The sequence below is a fragment of the Gammaproteobacteria bacterium genome, assembly GCA_015709635.1.
Taxonomy (GTDB): domain Bacteria; phylum Pseudomonadota; class Gammaproteobacteria; order Burkholderiales; family Nitrosomonadaceae; genus Nitrosomonas.
Window position 1 is genome coordinate 119,953 of record CP054180.1, and the last position, 19,753, is coordinate 139,705.

17 protein-coding genes are annotated in these 19,753 nt (G+C 49.3%); 14 read left to right on the forward strand and 3 right to left on the reverse strand.

Translation table 11 applies throughout. The features are described from left to right. The first annotated feature begins 221 nt into the window (after positions 1 to 221). The 13 genes from HRU78_00590 (at position 222) to HRU78_00650 (ending at position 14,942) form a co-directional block, all read left to right on the forward strand. A complete protein-coding gene (locus HRU78_00590) occupies positions 222 to 452 on the forward strand; it encodes a hypothetical protein (protein ID QOJ22323.1) in 231 nt (76 codons plus the stop codon). Between the two features lie 47 nt (positions 453 to 499). After that, positions 500 to 2,242 (forward strand): nitrite/sulfite reductase, encoded by a 1,743-nt coding sequence (locus tag HRU78_00595; GenBank protein QOJ22324.1) that lies wholly within the window; start codon positions 500 to 502, stop codon positions 2,240 to 2,242. Then, positions 2,242 to 2,775, forward strand: a complete 534-nt coding sequence (locus HRU78_00600) for a DUF934 domain-containing protein (GenBank protein QOJ24850.1) — start codon at positions 2,242 to 2,244, stop codon at positions 2,773 to 2,775. The genes HRU78_00595 and HRU78_00600 overlap by 1 nt, the downstream gene beginning before the upstream one ends. After that, positions 2,772 to 3,470 (forward strand): phosphoadenylyl-sulfate reductase, encoded by a 699-nt coding sequence (locus tag HRU78_00605; protein ID QOJ22325.1) that lies wholly within the window; start codon positions 2,772 to 2,774, stop codon positions 3,468 to 3,470. The genes HRU78_00600 and HRU78_00605 overlap by 4 nt, the downstream gene beginning before the upstream one ends. A 93-nt stretch (positions 3,471 to 3,563) precedes the next feature. Beyond that, on the forward strand, positions 3,564 to 4,469 hold the full coding sequence (cysD, locus tag HRU78_00610) for a sulfate adenylyltransferase subunit CysD (GenBank protein QOJ22326.1): 906 nt from the start codon (positions 3,564 to 3,566) through the stop codon (positions 4,467 to 4,469). 108 nt (positions 4,470 to 4,577) lie between these two features. Next, positions 4,578 to 5,867, forward strand: coding sequence for a sulfate adenylyltransferase subunit CysN (gene cysN / locus HRU78_00615; protein ID QOJ22327.1), 1,290 nt, complete (start codon positions 4,578 to 4,580; stop codon positions 5,865 to 5,867). A 223-nt stretch (positions 5,868 to 6,090) separates the two neighbouring features. Further along, a complete protein-coding gene (locus HRU78_00620) occupies positions 6,091 to 6,504 on the forward strand; it encodes a response regulator (protein ID QOJ22328.1) in 414 nt (137 codons plus the stop codon). Between the two features lie 82 nt (positions 6,505 to 6,586). After that, positions 6,587 to 7,795 carry an EAL domain-containing response regulator gene (locus tag HRU78_00625; GenBank protein QOJ22329.1) on the forward strand — a complete coding sequence of 403 codons (1,209 nt, stop codon included), beginning with the start codon at positions 6,587 to 6,589 and terminating at the stop codon, positions 7,793 to 7,795. 90 nt (positions 7,796 to 7,885) lie between these two features. Next, positions 7,886 to 11,434 carry an FAD-dependent oxidoreductase gene (locus tag HRU78_00630; protein ID QOJ24851.1) on the forward strand — a complete coding sequence of 1,183 codons (3,549 nt, stop codon included), beginning with the start codon at positions 7,886 to 7,888 and terminating at the stop codon, positions 11,432 to 11,434. Between the two features lie 69 nt (positions 11,435 to 11,503). After that, positions 11,504 to 11,827 carry an Hpt domain-containing protein gene (locus HRU78_00635; protein QOJ24852.1) on the forward strand — a complete coding sequence of 108 codons (324 nt, stop codon included), beginning with the start codon at positions 11,504 to 11,506 and terminating at the stop codon, positions 11,825 to 11,827. A 280-nt stretch (positions 11,828 to 12,107) separates the two neighbouring features. Beyond that, entirely contained in the window at positions 12,108 to 13,235 is a 1,128-nt protein-coding gene (locus tag HRU78_00640) for a Re/Si-specific NAD(P)(+) transhydrogenase subunit alpha (GenBank protein ID QOJ22330.1), read from the forward strand. A 15-nt stretch (positions 13,236 to 13,250) separates the two neighbouring features. Beyond that, positions 13,251 to 13,559 carry an NAD(P) transhydrogenase subunit alpha gene (locus HRU78_00645; GenBank protein QOJ22331.1) on the forward strand — a complete coding sequence of 103 codons (309 nt, stop codon included), beginning with the start codon at positions 13,251 to 13,253 and terminating at the stop codon, positions 13,557 to 13,559. Then, positions 13,560 to 14,942, forward strand: a complete 1,383-nt coding sequence (locus tag HRU78_00650) for an NAD(P)(+) transhydrogenase (Re/Si-specific) subunit beta (GenBank protein ID QOJ22332.1) — start codon at positions 13,560 to 13,562, stop codon at positions 14,940 to 14,942. An 82-nt stretch (positions 14,943 to 15,024) separates the two neighbouring features. Here the strand turns inward: HRU78_00650 and HRU78_00655 are convergent, their stop codons facing one another. Together HRU78_00655 and HRU78_00660 are read right to left on the reverse strand one after the other, a co-directional pair. Next, complete coding sequence (locus HRU78_00655; protein QOJ22333.1) at positions 15,025 to 16,545, reverse strand: EAL domain-containing protein; 1,521 nt, start codon at positions 16,543 to 16,545, stop codon at positions 15,025 to 15,027. 78 nt (positions 16,546 to 16,623) lie between these two features. After that, positions 16,624 to 17,682 carry a phosphoglycerate mutase gene (locus HRU78_00660; GenBank protein QOJ22334.1) on the reverse strand — a complete coding sequence of 353 codons (1,059 nt, stop codon included), beginning with the start codon at positions 17,680 to 17,682 and terminating at the stop codon, positions 16,624 to 16,626. A 255-nt stretch (positions 17,683 to 17,937) separates the two neighbouring features. Between HRU78_00660 and icd the strand changes: the two genes are divergently transcribed. Then, complete coding sequence (icd, locus tag HRU78_00665) at positions 17,938 to 19,188, forward strand: NADP-dependent isocitrate dehydrogenase (GenBank protein QOJ22335.1); 1,251 nt, start codon at positions 17,938 to 17,940, stop codon at positions 19,186 to 19,188. 120 nt (positions 19,189 to 19,308) lie between these two features. On the opposite strand, the gene HRU78_00670 is transcribed toward icd, so the two are convergent. Continuing rightward, positions 19,309 to 19,512 (reverse strand): cold-shock protein, encoded by a 204-nt coding sequence (locus HRU78_00670; protein ID QOJ22336.1) that lies wholly within the window; start codon positions 19,510 to 19,512, stop codon positions 19,309 to 19,311. Positions 19,513 to 19,753 lie beyond the last annotated feature (241 nt).

Consider the following 19,753-nt stretch of genomic DNA (forward strand, 5'->3'; position numbering starts at 1 on the left):
AAATAACAAATTACGCTAAGCTTCAGTAGTGGCCATATATGCAAAGGCAGTGAAATGCCGGCGGCAACTGGTCAATACGATTGCAGTGTGTTCAAAAAAAATTAATAAGCAGAGAGCTGTTCTGTGCGCCAGAATAAAAGCTGAGCGGCTGGGGTGGCGGGTTGCCGATCCATGGCGGGTTTCGGCAATTTTCCATTAATGAAACAAGGATTGATTAATTAATGAGTACAAATATTGAGAATAAGCCAAAACAAGTGACATGGTTCAACGGTTGTGGTGGAAGGATAGGCATTGTCGTAGGGGAAAGCGGTGAGCATGCTTATATCGGTATGGCATTGAGGCATGATGAAGACGACGATGTGAACCATATCCTGAAGTATGGTGCCAAATTTCCATTGGATGCCGCACTGTTGCTGCCGGTGTCGAAGCATTACACGCCAACGGAGTCTTGAGGTTATTTTACTGAGCGTCTTTGAACTACTAAGCGAGGGAATCAACAATGTATCGCTATGATGAATATGATCAGCAAATAGTGGATGAACGTGTCAGACAGTACCGCGATCAGGTGCGTCGCCGTCTTTCCGGGGAATTGACTGAGGAAGAGTTTATGCCGCTGCGGCTGCAAAACGGCTTATACATGCAGATCCATGGCTACATGTTACGGATTGCGGTGCCGTACGGCCTGATATCTTCGCAGCAAATGCGCATGTTTGCGCATATCGCGCGCAAATACGATCGCGGCTACGGTCATTTCACGACGCGTCAAAACATTCAATTCAACTGGCTCAAATTGCAGGACACACCGGACATTCTTGCCGATCTGGCGTCAGTGCAGATGCATGCCATTCAAACCTCCGGCAATTGTATCCGCAACATTACCTCGGACGAGTTTGCCGGCGTGGCACATGATGAAGTGGTCGATCCGCGTCCATATGCCGAGATTCTGCGCCAATGGAGCACGTTTCATCCGGAATTCGCCTATTTGCCACGCAAATTCAAGATTGCCATCAGCGGCGGACAGGAAGACCGTGCGGCTATTTATGCGCACGATATCGGACTGGCGGTCACGAAAAATGCACAAGGCGAAATCGGTTTTCGCGTAGTGGTGGGCGGTGGATTGGGGCGTACGCCTATTATCGGCAGTGAAATCTGTGAGTTCGTGCCCTGGCAGCATATTTTGACGTATGTCGAATCGATACTGCGGGTGTATAACCAATACGGCCGCCGCGACAACAAATACAAAGCGCGTATCAAGATTCTGGTCAAGGCATTGGGAATCGATGAGTTCAAACGTCAGGTGGAAGCTGACTGGGCGGATCTGAAGGATGGTCCCGGCACTTTGACCGGTGAGGAAGTCGATCGTGTCGCATCGTGCTTTACCGATCCGGCATATGAAACGTTGCCTGGTCACGATTCGAAGTTGAACGAATTCAAAGCGGATAGCCGTTCATTCTCGCATTGGCTGCAGCGTAATGTGAGACCGCATCGGATTCCCGGTTACGTGAGTGTGGTTCTGTCGTTGAAAAAACCGGGTAATGCACCCGGCGATGCGACAGCCGAGCAAATGGACTTTGCCGCGGATCTGGCGGATCGTTACAGTTTTGGCGAATTGCGTATCACCCATAAACAAAATCTGGTGTTGGCGGATGTGCGGCAAAAAGACTTGATTAGTCTATGGCAGGAAGCTTCTGTTTATGAGTTGACTACACCGAATATCGGTATGTTGACCGATATTATCAGTTGCCCGGGCGCGGAATTTTGCACTTTGGCCAATGCGCGCTCAATCCCATTGGCGAAGTTGATCGCCGAGCGTTTTGAGAGTTTGGACTTTCAGTATGACATTGGCGAGATCACGCTGAATATCTCCGGTTGTGTCAATGCTTGCGGGCAGCATCATATCGGCAATATCGGTATCACCGGCGTGGAAAAGAAAGATCACGACGAGTGGTATCAGGTATCGATCGGCGGTGCAGAAGGCAATGACAGCTCGATCAGCAAAATTATCGGTCCATCCTTTACTTTCTTTCAAGTACCGGAAGTCATTGAACGGCTGTTGCAGGTTTATGTGCGCGAACGCATCGAAGCCGAGCGTTTTATCGACACGGTGCGCCGTATCGGTCATGCGCCATTCAAAGATCATGTGTATGCGGCTGATTTCATCGCTCAGGATGAAGAGCTTGCCGACAAGCACATCGTGGCACCTGCGCAGTATGAGGTGCCGTACTTCTCACCGAGGTTCTGATTGCTATGATTATCAAGAATAAAGCCATTGTTGCGGATGATTGGACGGTGCTGCGGCTGCAAGAAAATGAGACTGCTGAGAACGTTCACGTTGCAGCAGGAAAAGTGATCGTTCCGTTGAAAGTATGGCAAGCGCAACGCGATGCTTTGCAGCAGCGCGAGGAAATCGGTGTATGGCTGGCGAGCGATGAGCATCCCGAAGCATTGAAAGGCGACGTACAAAAATTTTCCGTGATTGCGGTGGATTTTCCGAAATTTTCGGATGGCCGCGGCTATTCGATTGCTTTTAACCTGCGCGCGCGCTTGGGGTATACCGGAGAGTTGCGTGCGATCGGCGATGTGTTGCGCGATCAGTTGTTTTATATGCAGCGCGTGGGCTTTGACGCTTTCGCACCGCGCCCGGACCGGAAAATTGAAGACGCATTGAAGGGGCTGAGCGATTTCTCCGAGGTATATCAAACTTCTTTCGACCGGCGGCTGCCGCTGTTCCGGCGCGCGCAACGCAAAGGAAGTCAAGCGGAAAGCAGTCAATGAGTGACGTGCAGCAAAAGATTGAGCAGGTGGTCGCCGTTTTAACCGAAACGGTGCGCGACTTCGCGCCGGTCGCTTTCGCCAACAGCTTGGGTGCCGAGGATATGGTGCTGACCGATATCATCGACCGCTATCAGCTTCCCATCGAAATGTTCAGCTTGGATACCGGACGCTTACCGCAAGAGACGTATGATTTGATGCAAACTGTGCGGGAGCGCTACAAAACACCGCTGCGTATTTATTTTCCCAATGTGAAACAAGTTGAAGCCTACGTCGCCGAGCATGGCGTCAATGGTTTTTATGACAGTGTCGAATTGCGCAAGGCGTGTTGCCATATTCGCAAAGTCGAACCGTTGCGCCGTGCATTGCAAGGCAAACGTGCCTGGGTAACCGGGATGCGGCGCGAGCAGGCGGCCACACGGTCGAATTTGAAGGTGTCGGTATACGATATGGACAACCACATGCAGAAAGTGAATCCCTTGCTGGAATGGTCCAACGCGGAAGTCTGGGAATATCTCAAGCAGTATGAAGTGCCTTATAACAAGCTGCATGACCGGTTTTATCCCAGCATCGGTTGCGCGCCCTGTACGCGGGCTGTTACACCGGGTGAAGATATCCGTTCCGGACGCTGGTGGTGGGAAGCGCCGGAATCCAAAGAATGCGGATTACATATCAGTAAGGTCGTGCCTATAAAATAAGCGCGGCATGCCAGGCGCGATATTTTTTGTCAGTTTTGTCAGTAATTTCTGCCGATTTGCAATTTACTTAACCGAGTATGTTGAGAGAAAGAAATGAGTAACCAGCCCTTTACCCATTTGGATGCGCTGGAAAGCGAAGCTATCCATATCATGCGTGAAGTGGCGGCGGAATGCGCGAATCCCGTTTTGCTGTTTTCCGGTGGCAAGGATTCGATTGTTTTATTGCGCCTGGCCGAGAAGGCCTTTCGCCCTGGTCGCTTTCCATTTCCGCTGATGCATGTCGATACCGAGCACAATTTCCCGGAGGTCATCGCGTTTCGCGATCATCGCGCGAAAGAATTGGGCGAACGGCTGATCGTGCGCAGCATGGAGGATTCGATCAAGAAAGGCCGCGTGGTATTGCGTTCCGAAACGCAAAGCCGTAATGCATTTCAGTCGGTGACACTGCTGGATGCGATCGCGGAATTCAAATTCGATGCTTGCATCGGCGGGGCGCGCCGCGATGAAGAAAAAGCGCGTGCCAAGGAGCGCATTTTTTCCTTTCGTGACGAGTTCGGGCAATGGGATCCCAAGAATCAACGTCCGGAATTATGGGATATTTATAACACCCGCACGCATCCCGGCGAGAATATTCGCGTATTTCCGATCAGCAATTGGACGGAACTGGATGTTTGGGAATATATCGTGCGCGAGAAACTGGAAGTGCCCGAGATTTATTTTGCTCACCAACGTGAGGTGATTCGCCGTGCCGCCGGCCTGCTGCCGGTTTCTCATCTGGTGCAACCGCAGGCGGGAGAAAAAACCGAGCATATTACGGTGCGTTTCCGTACCGTCGGTGACATGAGCTGCACCTGCCCAGTGGAATCGGATGCGGCGACTGTCGAGGAGATCATTGCGGAAACGGCGATGACGCGGATTACCGAGCGCGGTGCGACGCGCATGGACGATCAAACATCGGAAGCATCGATGGAACTGCGCAAGAAAGAGGGGTACTTCTAAAAAGCAGCTGCGTCAGCGTGCGCTGACTAATCCAAGCATATCCGAGTGCGAATCAATCAATTCTTAATAATTTTTCCATGGTATTACCCATTTCCAGAAGGTTCTTAAATGTCGGCGATTGAAAAAATCTCACTTGATCAAACCGGACTGTTGCGCTTTATTACCGCCGGTAGCGTCGATGATGGCAAAAGCACTTTGATTGGCCGTTTATTGCACGACTCCAAGTCTATTTTTGAAGATCAGCTCACGTCGATTACCAATACAACGCGTAAGCGCGGTGCGGAAGGAGTCGATCTATCTCTGCTGACAGACGGACTGCAAGCCGAGCGGGAGCAGGGTATCACCATCGATGTCGCCTACCGTTATTTCGCCACGCCGAAACGCAAATTCATCATCGCCGATACCCCGGGGCACGAACAATACACACGCAATATGGTGACCGGCGCGTCGACTGCAAATCTGGCGATTATCCTGATCGATGCGCGTAAGGGCGTGCTGACGCAATCGCGGCGTCATGCCTATCTGGCCAGTTTGGTCGGGATTCCGCATTTGGTGGTGGCAGTCAACAAAATGGATTTGGTGGATTATTCGCAAGCGGTTTTTGAGAAAATTTGCAGCGACTTCAGCACATTTGCAGAGAAGCTCAAGCTGCGCAATGTCGCCTATATCCCGATGTCGGCGCTGAATGGCGACATGGTGGTCGAACGCGGCGATAACTTGGATTGGTACCAAGGCTCGACCCTGATGGATTTGCTTGAAACGGTATCCATCGAGGATGACATCAACCGGGAGGATTTCCGCTTTCCCGTGCAGTGGGTGTGCCGCCCGCAACCAAAGGAATTGCATGACTTTCGCGGTTACATGGGGCGTATTGAATCGGGTTCGGTGCGGACGGGCGATGCCGTTACCGTGCTTCCGTCGGGACTGAGTTCGCGCATCAAAGAAATTCTCGTGTACGAGGGACCGGTTGCCGAGGCGTTTGCACCGCAATCCGTCACGCTGACCATTGAAGACCATCTGGATATTTCACGCGGCGATATGCTGGTAAAAACGGGCGGTAACCCGCAGGTTACCAAAACGTTTGATGCAATGCTGTGCTGGCTTTCCGAACAGCCACTCGATCTGAACAGGAAATACCTGATTAAACAGACCACGCGCGTTATTAAAGCCGCCATCGGCCGGATCGATTACCGGATTGACGTCAATACACTGGCGCAAGAAGCGGTGAGTACGCTAAAAATGAACGATATCGCACGGATCGGCTTAAAAGTGCAGCTGCCGCTGGTTTGTGATAATTATGAACGTAACCGCGCTACCGGGTGTTTCATCATTATTGATGAAAGCAGCAATAATACCGTGGCTGCCGGGATGATTTTGCCTGCCGATGGGGTGGCGTAATCTCGCGGAGGAACATTAATTGCTGTTGATCTGATTGATCGCAATCTGGATTTATATTTAATAGTGTTGTGAGTATACTCTGAGGTTTTTCTGAAAACGCAGTGTGAATATCGTGTGTACTTGAATCCTATCGAGAATACGAATAAATTCACCAATACGAGTAAAATACCGGCTGGCATGAATCCGGTATGAAAGTGCAAAAATATTAAATCAGGTTAACAGTATGGATCAAATAAAGGTACCAGACCAAAAATTAAAAGGAATTACTGTACTGATAGTGGAAGACAATGAATTGAATCAGCAAGTTGCCAAGGGCTTGCTGGAGTATAACGGCGCAACAGTGGCTATCGCCAATCATGGAAAAGAAGCGCTGGATATGCTGAGTCAATCATCATTCGACTGTATTTTGATGGATGTTCAAATGCCGGTTATGGACGACTTGGAAGCGGCGCGATTGATTCGCGCCAGTCCGCAATGGTCGAATGCACTGATTATTGCAGTGACAGCCAATGCCGATCAGCATCATAAGGACTTATGCCAAAACGCGGGAATGAACGACTTCTTGGCAAAACCAATCGATCCGGAACGATTGGTCGATACGCTGTTGAAATGGCTGGCGCCAAAAACGGTGCAATAGGTTCTATCATCGGTGCAAATCGCTAAATTGAGTTTATTCATTGATTAGCAATAGTCTTTGATTCGGCACTAACTTATTCTGGATGAACAAAGAGAAACCGATACGCGTACTGGTGATTGATGATGACAAATTTATGCTTGAATTTGTCAGTCATTTGCTGAGAGAGCTGGGTGTCGACGAAGTGCTGGTTGCTGAAAATGGCAAAGCGGGTTTATTCGTTTTGTCCGCGCAAATGGCGGTGATTGATTTGCTGATTTGTGATATCGAAATGCCGAGTATGGATGGCATCGAGTTTTTGCGTAATATTGCGGATCAATACTATAGAGGCAGGATTGTGCTGTTTTCCGGTATTGATCCCGACTTGCTCAAAGCAACGGAACGCTTGGCTACTGCGCGTGGGTTGAATGTCATTGGCACATTGGCGAAACCGGTAACGGTCGGTTCGCTGGCGGCAATTCTGGCACAGCTATCGGTACCGCTGCCGCGGCATGTGGACGCTGCGCGGATGCAGCAAATCTTTACTGCGGAAGAGATCAAACAGGCTTTGATTGCCAATCAAATCGATTTGTTTTATCAGCCTAAAGTTGCGGTTTCCAGTGGTCATGTCACCAGCGTTGAATGTTTGGCGCGCTGGCGCCATGCGCAATATGGCTATGTTTCTCCGGATAATTTCATACCGGTCATTGAGCAGAGCGGGCTGATCAACGATTTTACCCGTAGTGTGTTGAGAAAATCCGCGCAACAGCTGGATTTGTGGTTACAACAAGGGCTGGACTTGAAAGTTTCCGTCAATGTTTCGATGGAGAATCTGGATCGGTTTAATTTACCGGAAATTTATGAATCGGCGGTGCGCGAGTGTAATGTGCCGATTGAGCGGGTTACGCTGGAAATTACCGAGAGCAAGCTGGGAAAAGATTTTGCGCAGACCCTGGATATTTTGACGCGGATACGGCTTAAAGGATTCGGGTTGGCTATTGATGATTTCGGCACCGGCTATTCGTCAATGAAAACGCTGAAGCATATGCCCTTTACCGAGCTCAAGGTCGACCGGATTTTTGCCCATGGTGCGGCGGAAGATCCGGCTGCGCGCGCGATCCTGGAGTCGAGCATCAAATTAGGCAAAGTTTTCGGTTTGAATGTGGTGGTGGAAGGAATCGAGGCGGAAGCGGATTACACGTTGGCGGTGGAGCTCGGGTGTGACGAAATCCAAGGATTCCTGATTGCGAAACCGATGCCGGCCGGTGAATTTACGGGATGGTTGTCAGATTATGAAAAAACAAATAATGGGTGATTTTAATGAGCCGGCGCTTGGAATGTCGTCACAAGGCCAGGACTGATTTTCGTATGGAATGAAACAATAAGAAATTGAATGATCGAGATGATGAAAAAAATGGATGCAACATTGCACACGCAGCAAGAAACAATAGCCGCCTCAACAAATTTTAACTTCAACTTTACTATCGCCGATTTTTATCGCCGTAGTAGCTTGGTTAAATTGGATCAAGTATTTTTGGATTTCCTTCGCACCGGCGATGAAGCGCTCTATAAAAAACTCGAACACGCGCGCGCGCGTCCGGACGATTTGCTGCCCAAAGACGAATCCGCTTTATTGATCGACATTGCGCCCTGGCTGGAAGATTTCATTGCCCGGTTGTTCAACATTGAAACCGAAGTGCAGCAATTGGCGGCAAGACATCACGAGCTGGCGCCGCTGTATTTCTGCAAACGGCAGTTTGTGCAACGCCGTGCCAAAGGAAAAGTGAGCGATGAGGAGTTGGCAATCATCGATGGTCTAGCGCTGGAAAAGGAACTGGAGAAAGAATTCGGCGCCGCTTTCTCAGAGCTTGTTTTTGCTACTAAAGTTGCCCAGTGGATGGACGCGGAAGCTGACAACGAAGCCCGCTTGAACAAGGCGCTGCACTATGCCGCCTGGGCATTACGGACACCGGCCGGGCAGCGGCATACGCAACAGGGTATTTTATTCAAGTCGCCTGCCAAACTCGATTTTCAGCACTTGTTGTCGCTGGATACGGACGAATCGGCCGGTTACCCGTTGCACAGCCTTGGTCATTTGCGCGAACGCAACGGTTTTGCATTGACCGATGACGGCACCGATCTGATGGGGGCGCTTGATGAAACCAATTACTGCATCTGGTGCCATGAGCAGGGCAAGGACTCGTGCTCCAAGGGATTGATACAAAAATCCAAGTCTCCGGATGAGCCATCCGCGTTCAAACGTAGCGAACTGGGTGCATTGCTGGCGGGTTGTCCGCTGGAAGAACGTATTTCGGAGTTTCATAAACTCAAATCGCAGGGTGTTGCGGTGGGCAGTTTGGCCATGATTACGTTGGATAATCCGATGTGTGCCGGTACCGGTCACCGTATCTGTAACGATTGCATGAAGTCCTGCATTTACCAGAAACAAGACCCGGTGGATATTCCGCAGGCCGAGACGCGCACGCTGAAAGATGTGCTGGCGTTGCCGTGGGGTTTTGAAATTTATAGCCTACTGACACGTTGGAATCCGCTGAATCTGCGCCGTCCGGTGCCGAAAGCGGCATCCGGCCGTAAAGTGCTAGTAGTTGGCATGGGACCGGCCGGGTATACGCTGGCGCATCATTTGATGAATGAAGGACATACCGTGGTCGGTATCGACGGTCTCAAGATTGAGCCATTGCCGGAGGATATTTCCGGAGTTGATCCGCGCGGTGAACGCGTGCCGTTCAAAGCGATTCGCTCTGCCAGCGTTCTGGAAGAAAATTTGGACGAACGCATGCCGGGCGGTTTTGGCGGTGTCGCCGAGTACGGCATTACGGTGCGCTGGAATAAAAACTTTTTGAAGTTAATCCGTTTACTGCTTGAACGCAGAGAGGAGTTTGCTTTGTTCGGCGGTGTGCGTTTCGGCGGTACTTTAACCACCGACGATGCATTCGCGCTGGGATTCGATCACGTCGCACTGGCGGCGGGCGCCGGACGTCCCACGGTGCTCAACATGCCGAACGGCTTGGCGCGCGGCGTGCGTGCAGCATCGGATTTTCTGATGGGACTGCAATTGACGGGCGCTGCGCAAAGCGATTCGATCGCCAACATGCAGTTGCGCCTGCCGGTGGTGGTGATCGGCGGCGGTTTGACGGCCATCGATACGGCAACCGAAGCGCTGGCGTATTATCCGGTGCAGGTGGAAAAATTCCTGAAGCGCTATGAAATTCTGATGGCTGTGCAAGGCGAGGCATCAATCCGGACAATCTGGGACGAGGAAGAGAAAGCCATTGCCGATGAATTCCTGAATCATGCACGTGCCATCCGTGCCGAGCGTCAGGCTGCGGAGCAGGAAGGACGGGCGGCGAATATTATCGGTTTGCTGCAATCCTGGGGAGGAGCAACGATTGCCTATCGCAAGCGCTTGATCGACAGTCCTTCTTATACATTGAATCATGAAGAAGTTGAAAAAGCATTGGAAGAAGGCATCTGGTTCGCCGAAGGCATGACGCCGGTGCGTGTCGATGTCGATGTTTGGGGACATACGCAATCGGTGCGTTTTGCCGTGCAAAAGCGCGATGAAGCCGGACAGTGGCATGATGCCGGAGAAGTGCAATTAGCGGCGCGCGCGTTACTGGTGGCGGCAGGCACGCAGCCGAATACCGTGCTGGCGCGTGAAGATGACAAAACCTATCAACTCGATGGCCGCTATTTCAATGCGTGCGATGAGGAAGGCAATCCGGTTAAACCCGCGTACGCCAATCCCAAACCGGATTATCCGGCGGTATTGCTGAGCCGCTACAAGGATGCGCAGGACGGCCGTTTCATCAGTTTCTTTGGCGATTTGCACCCGTCGTTCTCGGGTAACGTGGTCAAAGCCATGTCCAGCGCGAAACAAGGTTATCCGGTGGTCAATCGTGTGCTGGAACGGGTTAAACCGGCATCAAGCGAATCCGCGCCACAGTTTTTTGCCGGACTGAACCGGCAATTGCGGCCGATAGTGCATAAAGTGGAAAGATTGGCGCCTAATATCATTGAAGTGGTCGTTCATGCACCCATGGCGGCGGAGCACTTCCAGCCCGGGCAGTTCTACCGTTTTCAGAATTATGCCACGCAAGCGCTGATCAGCAATGATACCCGTCTGGCGATGGAAGGTTTGGCGCTTACCGGTGCGTCGGTGGATCTCAAGCAAGGTTTGGTTTCGCTGATCGTGCTGGAAATGGGGGGATCCTCGAATCTGTGCGCCCTGCTGAAACCGGGTGAACCGGTCGTGCTGATGGGGCCGACCGGAACGCCGACTGAAATCCCATCCAATGAAACCGTGGTGCTGGTTGGCGGCGGTTTGGGGAACGCCGTGTTGTTTTCCATCGGCGCCGCTGCGCGCGCGGCCGGATCCAAAGTGCTGTATTTCGCCGGCTACAAGAAACTGGTGGATCGCTATAAAGTCGCCGAGATTGAAGCGGCTGCCGATATTGTCGTGTGGTGCTGCGACGAAGCGCCTGGATTTACGCCTACTCGTCCGCAAGATAAAAGTTTTGTCGGAAACATTGTGCAAGCCATGGTGGCTTACGCCAGCGGCGAATTGGGCGAGCAGCCGGTGGCACTAGCGGATGCCGGGCATATCATTGCCATCGGCTCCGATCGCATGATGGCGGCTGTCGGGGTGGCGCGCCATAATCAGCTAAAGCCGTATCTGAAAGCGGATCATTTCGCCATCGGTTCGATCAACTCGCCGATGCAATGCATGATGAAGGAGATTTGCGCGCAATGTCTGCAACCGCACGAAGATCCGGAAACTGGCAAGATTACTTATGTATTCTCCTGCTACAATCAGGATCAGCCATTGGATCAGGTCGACTTCCCAGGGTTGGCGATGCGTCTGCGCCAGAATACTGTGCAAGAGAAGCTGACCGGCCGTTGGATCGATCGTTGTTTAAAAATCGGAGTATGAACGAAAGTGATTGACGAATTGGAAAACGGATCGTTTCCGGATGCGTCATTACCGGTCGATATTGCCGTCATGCACCGGATGTTTCATGACAATTCGGCGCTGGTGCGTAAGTTCGGTCTTAAATTTATTGAAGTCGCCACTGACACATTAGTGGAAATGAAAGCAGCGCAGGTCGAAAAAAATTTACAAGAGTTAGGCCGTCTGGGTCATAAATTGAAATCGTCCGCCAGAACGATCGGCGCTGCAAGTTTTGCCGATTTATGCGAAGCGCTTGAGAAAGCGAGTGTCGATAATAGATGGCCGGATGCGGAGTCATTAATAGCCGAGATTTCTCCTTTGCTGGAACGGATTACGCAACAACTGGAAAACGAATTCAGCAAGATGAGCGAATAAACGTCATGGCAGAAGCCGCTCGTTGATTTGATGGCAGCTCAAGAAAAAAGCATTGCGTGACGGAGTAACGGATTTCATCCGCACCTCTGCATGATTCATGTGTTGCCATTATCACGACAAAAAACTGGGCGAGCCGCCAGAGAATCCGGTCGTATCAAGTTTTTCCTGATCCAATTAATGCATTGCAGACAAATTGATTTATAATCCGCAATTCATTAAAAAATTAAGCACAATTCTAGTTTTTATTTGCCAGCAGGTTAGCAACAAAGGGAGATTATCAATGCATATAGGCATACCGGCAGAGATTCGCGGTGGTGAAACGCGTGTAGCGGCTACACCGGAGACCGTGAAAAAATATACTGCCAAGGGTGTTCATAAAGTTTCAGTGCAATCAGGCGCTGGCGCGGGTGCCAGTATACCGGATTCGGCCTATCAAGAAGCAGGTGCGACCATAGTCACGGATGCGGCTGAATTGTATGCGCAGTCACAAATTGTACTTAAAGTGCGCGGCCCGGAGCCGGGCGAACTGGCCATGATGCGTAAGGATGCGGTATTGCTGGGCTTGTTGTCACCGCACCAGAAAGAAAGCATCGATGCGCTGGCACAGCACGGATTGACTGCTTTTGCGATGGAAAAACTGCCGCGTATTTCGCGGGCGCAGAATATGGACGTTTTGTCATCTCAGGCCAATATTGCAGGTTATAAAGCGGTCATCATGGCAGCCAATGTTTATCAAAAATTCTTTCCCATGCTGATGACCGCGGCGGGTACTGTCAAGGCCGCGCGGGTTCTGATTCTCGGTGCGGGGGTTGCCGGTTTGCAAGCAATTGCAACGGCAAAAAGGCTGGGGGCCGTGGTGGAGGCATTCGATGTGCGTCCGGCAGTGAAAGAGCAAGTGGAAAGCTTGGGTGCCAAGTTTGTGGAAGTGCCGCTGAGCGACGAAGAAAAAGCCAAAGCGGAAACAGCGGGCGGTTATGCGACCGAGATGTCGGATGACTATAAGCGCCGCCAAGGTGAATTGGTTCACGAGCGTGCCAAGGCGGCGGATATCATCATTACTACAGCGTTAATTCCGGGTCGTCCGGCGCCTGTTCTGATCAAGGAAGAAACCGTGCAGACGATGAAACCCGGTTCGGTTATTGTCGATATGGCGGTTGAAGCGGGCGGTAATTGCCCGTTGTCGGAATTGAATAAAACGGTTGTCAAACATGGCGTGCATCTGATCGGCATTGCAAATCTGCCTGGTTTGGTGGCAGCGGATGCCAGCACCTTGTATGCCCGCAACCTGATGAATTTTCTGAATCTGATGCTTGATCCGGCAAGCGGTGAACTAAAAATAGACCGCGCGGATGAGATCATTGCGGGAACATTACTGTGCGGCGGCGGAGAGATCGCCGTTAAGTCATAAATTAGAGGAGTAATCATGATTGGTGAAGTCGATCCAGTGATTGTCAATTTAACGGTTTTTGTGCTGGCCATTTTTGTTGGCTACCATGTGGTGTGGAACGTCACACCGGCATTGCATACCCCGCTCATGTCGGTAACCAATGCCATTTCCGGCATTATCCTGGTTGGTGCCATGCTGGCAGCGGGCCCTGCGGAAACCGACTGGGGTGTATGGCTCGGCGCCGCAGCGGTTACCTTGGCTGCAATTAATGTATTCGGTGGATTTCTGGTGAGTCAACGCATGCTGGAAATGTTCAAGAAAAAAGATAAAAAAGGAAATGCCTAAATGTCAGCAAATATGGTCGCACTTGCATATTTAGTCGCTTCGGTATTTTTCATACTGGCGTTAAAGGGCCTCAGCTCACCCGAATCTGCACGCCGCGGCAACCTGTTCGGAATGATCGGCATGGCAATCGCGGTTGCCACAACACTGACGCTGACCCAGAACTGGATTTTGATTTTAAGTTGTATCGCCGTCGGTGGCGTGATCGGTGCCATTGTTGCGCAACGCGTGCAAATGACCGCGATGCCGGAGCTGGTTGCGTTCATGCACTCGTTGGTGGGGTTGGCGGCGGTTTTTATCGCGATTGCTGCGGTCAATAATCCAGTTTCGTTCGGATTGCCCGAAGTATTGCCTGCGGGCAGTAAATTGGAACTGTTCCTGGGTACGTTCATCGGTGCCATGACATGGTCGGGTTCCGTCATTGCGTTCTTGAAGCTGTCTGGTCGTATGAGCGGCACACCGATTGTATTCAGTGGTCAGCATGCACTGAATTTGATTCTGGCGCTGGCGATGGTTGGTTTCGGTTTATGGTTTTTCTTCAGTGAAACCACCAACTGGAATGCGTTTATCGCTATGACGGCGATTGCCTTTGTATTGGGATTCCTGATCATCATTCCAATCGGCGGTGCGGATATGCCGGTGGTGATTTCCATGTTGAATTCTTATTCCGGATGGGCGGCTGCCGGTATCGGTTTTTCGTTAGGCAATCCGATGCTGATCATCGCCGGATCGTTAGTCGGCAGTTCCGGTGCGATTCTCTCGTACATCATGTGTAAGGCGATGAATCGTCCGTTCTTGTCCGTGATCTTGGGTGGGTTCGGCAGCGATGGCGGGGCTGCGGCGGTAGCAGATAGCGGTGAGCAAAAAACCTACCGTAGCGGTAGTGCTGATGATGCGGCGTTCCTGATGGGAAATGCCGACAGCGTGATTATCGTGCCGGGTTATGGGTTGGCGGTTGCCAGGGCGCAACATGCAGTGAAGGAGTTGGCCGAGAAATTGCATGAGAAAGGAGTCAACGTGCGCTTTGCCATCCATCCTGTCGCCGGACGTATGCCGGGTCACATGAACGTGTTGTTAGCTGAAGCTGAGATTCCTTACGAACAAGTGCAGGAAATGGAGGAAATCAACAGTGATTTCTCGAATACCGATGTAGTTTTGGTATTGGGCGCGAATGATGTGGTGAATCCTGCAGCCTATGTTTCCGGCAGCCCGATTTATGGTATGCCGATATTAGATGCGCATAAAGCGCGCACTGTGATGGTGGTCAAGCGTAGTATGGCGGTGGGCTATGCCGGACTTGATAATGACCTGTTCTATATGGATAAAACCATGATGATATTTGGCGACGCCAAGAAAGTCGTGGAGAATATGGTCAAAGCGCTGTAATGTATTGAGCAGGTTCTGAATCCAACAAAGACGCAATCAATTTTTTAATTGATTGCGTCTTTTTATTTATGAAGGTGACCCTCTAAATATCCGATTCAAGATCATTGAACGGATGAGGTTTGGCGATGCCAAATCCCTGTGCGTAATCTACACCGATTTCCCGTAATTTCCCGGTGATATCATCGGTTTCGACCAGCTCCGCGATAGTTCTTGTATTAGCCTTATGAGCGAATTGATTGATGTTTTTTATTTTAATCAGCTCGTCCTCGTCTCGAAGAATGTTGCAAACGATACTGCCATCGATTTTCACGTAATCGACTTTTATTTTATCGAGCAGACTGAATGATTCGGGGCTTTCATTGAAGCTGCATAGCGATATCAGGCATCCTAGTTGACGAATTTTGTTCGTGAACGCGCTTGTGTCGGTTGTATTGGCTTCCGCATCGGAAATCTCGATCTCAAAGCAGAGATTGGAAGCAGTGGCTCCGGTTCTTTTTAATAAATCTTGAATAAAGCCGGGAAAAGCCTGATCGCTCAAAGTATCTCGTGCGACATTCAAATAGAATACCGAATTGGCTTTCGGGTGAGCTGATAGCCAATGAACGATGTGATTAATTATCCAGCGATCCAGTTTCGGCATCATCTTGAATTGATCGACCAAGGGTAAGAACGATCCTGGCGGCATCAAATTATTTTCTTCTTCGTGCATGCGAATCAAAATCTCGTAGTGCGAGGAAGAAGCGGCGGTAGGTTTGATAGGAATGATTTTCTGGCAGTATAAGTTAAATTCTCCGCCTTCTATTGCTTGAGCAATACGAGCTGCTGTTACTCCCTGTTTAGATGCTGGCGTGCCGGAGTGAACGGAGTGAAGGTTCTCATCGTTTTTATTCTGTATGTCACTGGTTTTTTTTGATTCCGGTTTGAGTGTATTTTCCGCTTTAGCGCTTTTTGCAGTAATGCGGCTTTTTTCTTGTGCTCGAGGCGTGTGTAGCGTGTAGAAGCCAATGGCCTTTCCTTTATTGTCAAGGTGCGGAAGATACTGTTCCGTGAAAATATAAGGAAAGCCTTTGGTCGATTTAAGAATACGCTCGTTATGGATGGTTTTCCCAGCTAAGATTTCTTCAATACGCTGCTGAATATCCGAGGAAAATTCTTCATTTGAAAACTCTTTTAGAAACCGGCCATCAATCTGATCCGCCTTCAATCCAAACCAGCGGCGGAATATCCGGTTATGGTAGCGGCAACGCAGATCGGTATTGAAATAAGCCAGCATCACGGGAATATTTTCATCGATAAACTGTGATTTTATTTTATTCTCGGAGGCGGTTTTTTCAGCCCATAACCGATGTTTGATTTCGTTGCCGAGTCTTTCCTTACTCACGGTGAGTTGATCGGAAAGGTTCCGGGTGTTTTTTTCTGTGCGCGCTATCTGGATGATAGTGATCAAAATGGTGAAAATTAACGAGGACCATAATGCCGCGCGTACGTGCGGTGTGGTTCCGTCGGCGAAATAGGCATCAACTATCAAGGTTGCGGCGAGAATCAGCGCGATACAAATGGCTAAATAGGGTTTGGCATTATCAAATGAAGAAATTTTTTGCATGATTATTCCTTACCTTGCGGAACTGCATCCACGATGTCGATTACTCTAGTGCGCGTGAAGATATCGCCGTAGTAATGTTCATTCATAGTCAGGTTGGTGTTTCTCAGTGTAAATGGAAAGGGGTTTGGTCATACGCCAGAATTTCCATAAGCTGGAACGAGTAAGGGTGAAATTCCGCGTTGCAGTTCCATCAAGTGCCGTAATGGTCAATTGATCAATTTTGCCTTCCTTAAGTGCGGTGTGTGCAGGAGAAAACCAATGCCTTTCCATCTCCGCAAGCGCTTCACGCCAGTCATAAGCATTTCGGTATTGAGCTTTTGCTCGTAAAGAATTCAATACCATAAGGTGGTTGCCTTGCGGCTGAGTCATGAGCCATTCGCCGGCATCCGCCGGCAGATGAGAGTATGTAGTGCCGCTAACCGATGCCAATGCATGGCTAAAATCATCATCGCTCCATATCCGCGTATAAGGTGATCGAACCGATTGCGGCAATTTTCCGCCACCCCATAACCAAACGCTATTGATGATTAGTTCGCCGCGTGATTCACGCGCCAGATTGACCGGATGATCATGTAAGAGCATCTGAATTTCATTGAAAATTTTATGCCACATAATGCTGTCATTGCCTGATGGCAGAAAATTATTGATGTTTTTGCATGTGACTTGCCCCAGTGTATATGTCTGCATATCCGGTATTTTTGCTAACCGCAGATACCATCGATCCGGTCTTAACGGCAAGAGCGCGCAATCGTAGTTGGCGAGATTATTATTAAGATCTTGCATCAATTCCTTGGCTTCATTCTCAGTTATTTGGAAAGCTTGACTATCAGCGAGCATGATGTGATTTTGTTCAATCCGGAGATGGACTGGATCGGCACGCATCCAGAAATCTTTACTTGCTTTTGCTAAGTCCGGAGCATCCAGGTGTAACATAATCGGTGCAATGGGCCAGTTGTTTTGCTGCTGCGCTATATTGAATTGCCGGCACAGCCAAGTTTCCATTTCTTGTGGCGGATTGATCGTGGAAGCGCTTTTTGATAACAGCGCCTCCAAGTGATGTACCGGTAATGCATTGTAAATATTGATCTGTGATGCATCAGGCCAGAAGAGATGTGGTATGAGGATATGTAAATTCATTATCGAATAATCGCTTACGGTGATTTCTTAATTTTCCGGTTGGAACAATTAGCAGTGATGAAAGATGCGATCGCTATTGTGCCGATCGTGGAAAGGCATCCTATTTGTACGTATAATGCGCAACAAGTCTAAGTCCATTCAAGAACGGAAGATTTTCTCCTGCACTGCGGTTGAAATGAAGCGGTTGAATAGTTTTGCAAAAATTCTTTGCTAGTCGGACTCATTATAAATTGTATTTGAATACTTGGAGATGCCATGTATCAGCATATAAAGATACCCAGTGACGGTGAAAAAATTCAGGTTGGTCATGATAATTTGTTGCAAGTGCCTAATAATCCGATCCTTCCATTTATCGAAGGAGACGGTATCGGTATCGATATCACTCCGGTAATGCGCAAAGTTGTTGATTCCGCGGTTGAGAAAGCATACGGGGGGAAACGTAGGATTTCGTGGATGGAGATCTATGCGGGTGAGAAAGCGACGCAAATTTATGGATCGGATGTCTGGCTACCGGAAGAGACTTTGCGGGCAGCCGAAGAATTTGTTGTTTCTATAAAGGGACCGTTAACCACTCCGGTGGGGGGCGGTATTCGTTCGATTAACGTAGCGTTGCGCCAGCAGCTGGATCTATATATCTGTTTGCGGCCTGTGCGCTATTTTAGTGGTGTACCCAGTCCGGTAAAGAATCCGGAGAAAACGGATATGGTTATTTTCCGGGAGAATTCCGAGGATATCTATGCCGGCATCGAGTGGGAAGCGGAGTCAGCGTCTGCAAAAAAAGTGATTGATTTTCTGGTTAACGATATGGGGGTAACCAGTATACGTTTTCCCCAGACTTCGGGCATCGGTATCAAGCCTGTTTCAAGAGAAGGTACGGAACGTTTTGTACGAAGAGCTATTCAGTATGCAATAGATAACAAGCGCAAATCAGTGACGCTCGTGCACAAAGGCAATATCATGAAGTTTACTGAAGGTGCATTTAAGAAATGGGGTTATGCAGTGGCCGCCAAGGAATTTGGAGCTGAGTTGCTGGATGGCGGCCCCTGGATGAAATTGCCGCCGGAGAATGGCGGAATTGTCATCAAAGATGTGATCGCGGATGCTTTTTTGCAGCAGATTTTATTGCGTCCGGAAGAGTATGATGTGGTGGCTACTTTGAACTTAAATGGCGATTATATTTCCGATGCATTGGCTGCGCAGGTCGGTGGAATTGGTATCGCGCCCGGCGCTAATCTGAGTGATTCTGTTGCCATCTTTGAAGCGACACATGGTACAGCTCCCAAATACGCCGGAAAAGATCAAGTTAATCCCGGTTCGATTATATTGTCTGCAGAGATGATGTTGCGGCATTTGGGTTGGGTGGAAGCATCCGATATGATTATCAAAGCGATGGAAACCACTATTCAAAATAAGACAGTCACTTATGACTTTGCACGGCTGATGCCGGGCGCCCAGCAGGTTACGTGCTCCGCTTTTGGAGATGCGATGATTAAATATCTAGGTTGAAGATAAGATTAGAAAAAAGAAGGTAAAAAAATGCCCCTTCCTATTATCGGAAGAGGCATTTTGTCATCAGATTAAAACTTTATTCTTTGTCAATAAGTCTTAAGCCAGTATTTATAAGAGTTAAGTGGATTGGATATTCGAGGCTTGTTTTCCTTTCGGTCCTTGGGTGACATCAAAACTCACTTTTTGACCTTCTTTTAGGGTTTTAAATCCAGACATATTGATTGCTGAGAAGTGTGCGAATAAATCTTCACTGCCATCGTCAGGAGTAATAAAACCAAAACCTTTGGAATCATTGAACCATTTTACTGTACCTGTTGCCATTTCTACTTCCTATATAAAAACTGGGCCGGAAACCCTAATACTATTTGAATTTCAAGACCATTGACGGATAAAACCTGAACCGCTGAAAACTTGAAGTCAAACGCCATTTGCTGTTTTACGCAAATCCAGGGTTGAAGTCAAGAGGTTACGATATATTTATACTCGAGAATATGGTAATTATCTTAAGAGACTTGAAAATTTTGTCGTAATCGTCAAATATGTCATTACTGCAATGAAGTAC

What these genes read in the sequence shown, in the direction of transcription:
- HRU78_00590 (QOJ22323.1), top strand. Translation starts at nt 222, where the DNA reads ATGAGTACAAATATTGAGAATAAGCCAAAACAAGTGACATGGTTCAAC.
- HRU78_00595 (QOJ22324.1), top strand. Translation starts at nt 500, where the DNA reads ATGTATCGCTATGATGAATATGATCAGCAAATAGTGGATGAACGTGTC.
- HRU78_00605 (QOJ22325.1), top strand. Translation starts at nt 2,772, where the DNA reads ATGAGTGACGTGCAGCAAAAGATTGAGCAGGTGGTCGCCGTTTTAACC.
- cysD (QOJ22326.1), top strand. Translation starts at nt 3,564, where the DNA reads ATGAGTAACCAGCCCTTTACCCATTTGGATGCGCTGGAAAGCGAAGCT.
- cysN (QOJ22327.1), top strand. Translation starts at nt 4,578, where the DNA reads ATGTCGGCGATTGAAAAAATCTCACTTGATCAAACCGGACTGTTGCGC.
- HRU78_00620 (QOJ22328.1), top strand. Translation starts at nt 6,091, where the DNA reads ATGGATCAAATAAAGGTACCAGACCAAAAATTAAAAGGAATTACTGTA.
- HRU78_00625 (QOJ22329.1), top strand. Translation starts at nt 6,587, where the DNA reads ATGAACAAAGAGAAACCGATACGCGTACTGGTGATTGATGATGACAAA.
- HRU78_00630 (QOJ24851.1), top strand. Translation starts at nt 7,886, where the DNA reads ATGAAAAAAATGGATGCAACATTGCACACGCAGCAAGAAACAATAGCC.
- HRU78_00635 (QOJ24852.1), top strand. Translation starts at nt 11,504, where the DNA reads ATGCACCGGATGTTTCATGACAATTCGGCGCTGGTGCGTAAGTTCGGT.
- HRU78_00640 (QOJ22330.1), top strand. Translation starts at nt 12,108, where the DNA reads ATGCATATAGGCATACCGGCAGAGATTCGCGGTGGTGAAACGCGTGTA.
- HRU78_00645 (QOJ22331.1), top strand. Translation starts at nt 13,251, where the DNA reads ATGATTGGTGAAGTCGATCCAGTGATTGTCAATTTAACGGTTTTTGTG.
- HRU78_00650 (QOJ22332.1), top strand. Translation starts at nt 13,560, where the DNA reads ATGTCAGCAAATATGGTCGCACTTGCATATTTAGTCGCTTCGGTATTT.
- HRU78_00655 (QOJ22333.1), bottom strand. Translation starts at nt 16,545, where the DNA reads ATGCAAAAAATTTCTTCATTTGATAATGCCAAACCCTATTTAGCCATT.
- HRU78_00660 (QOJ22334.1), bottom strand. Translation starts at nt 17,682, where the DNA reads ATGAATTTACATATCCTCATACCACATCTCTTCTGGCCTGATGCATCA.
- icd (QOJ22335.1), top strand. Translation starts at nt 17,938, where the DNA reads ATGTATCAGCATATAAAGATACCCAGTGACGGTGAAAAAATTCAGGTT.
- HRU78_00670 (QOJ22336.1), bottom strand. Translation starts at nt 19,512, where the DNA reads ATGGCAACAGGTACAGTAAAATGGTTCAATGATTCCAAAGGTTTTGGT.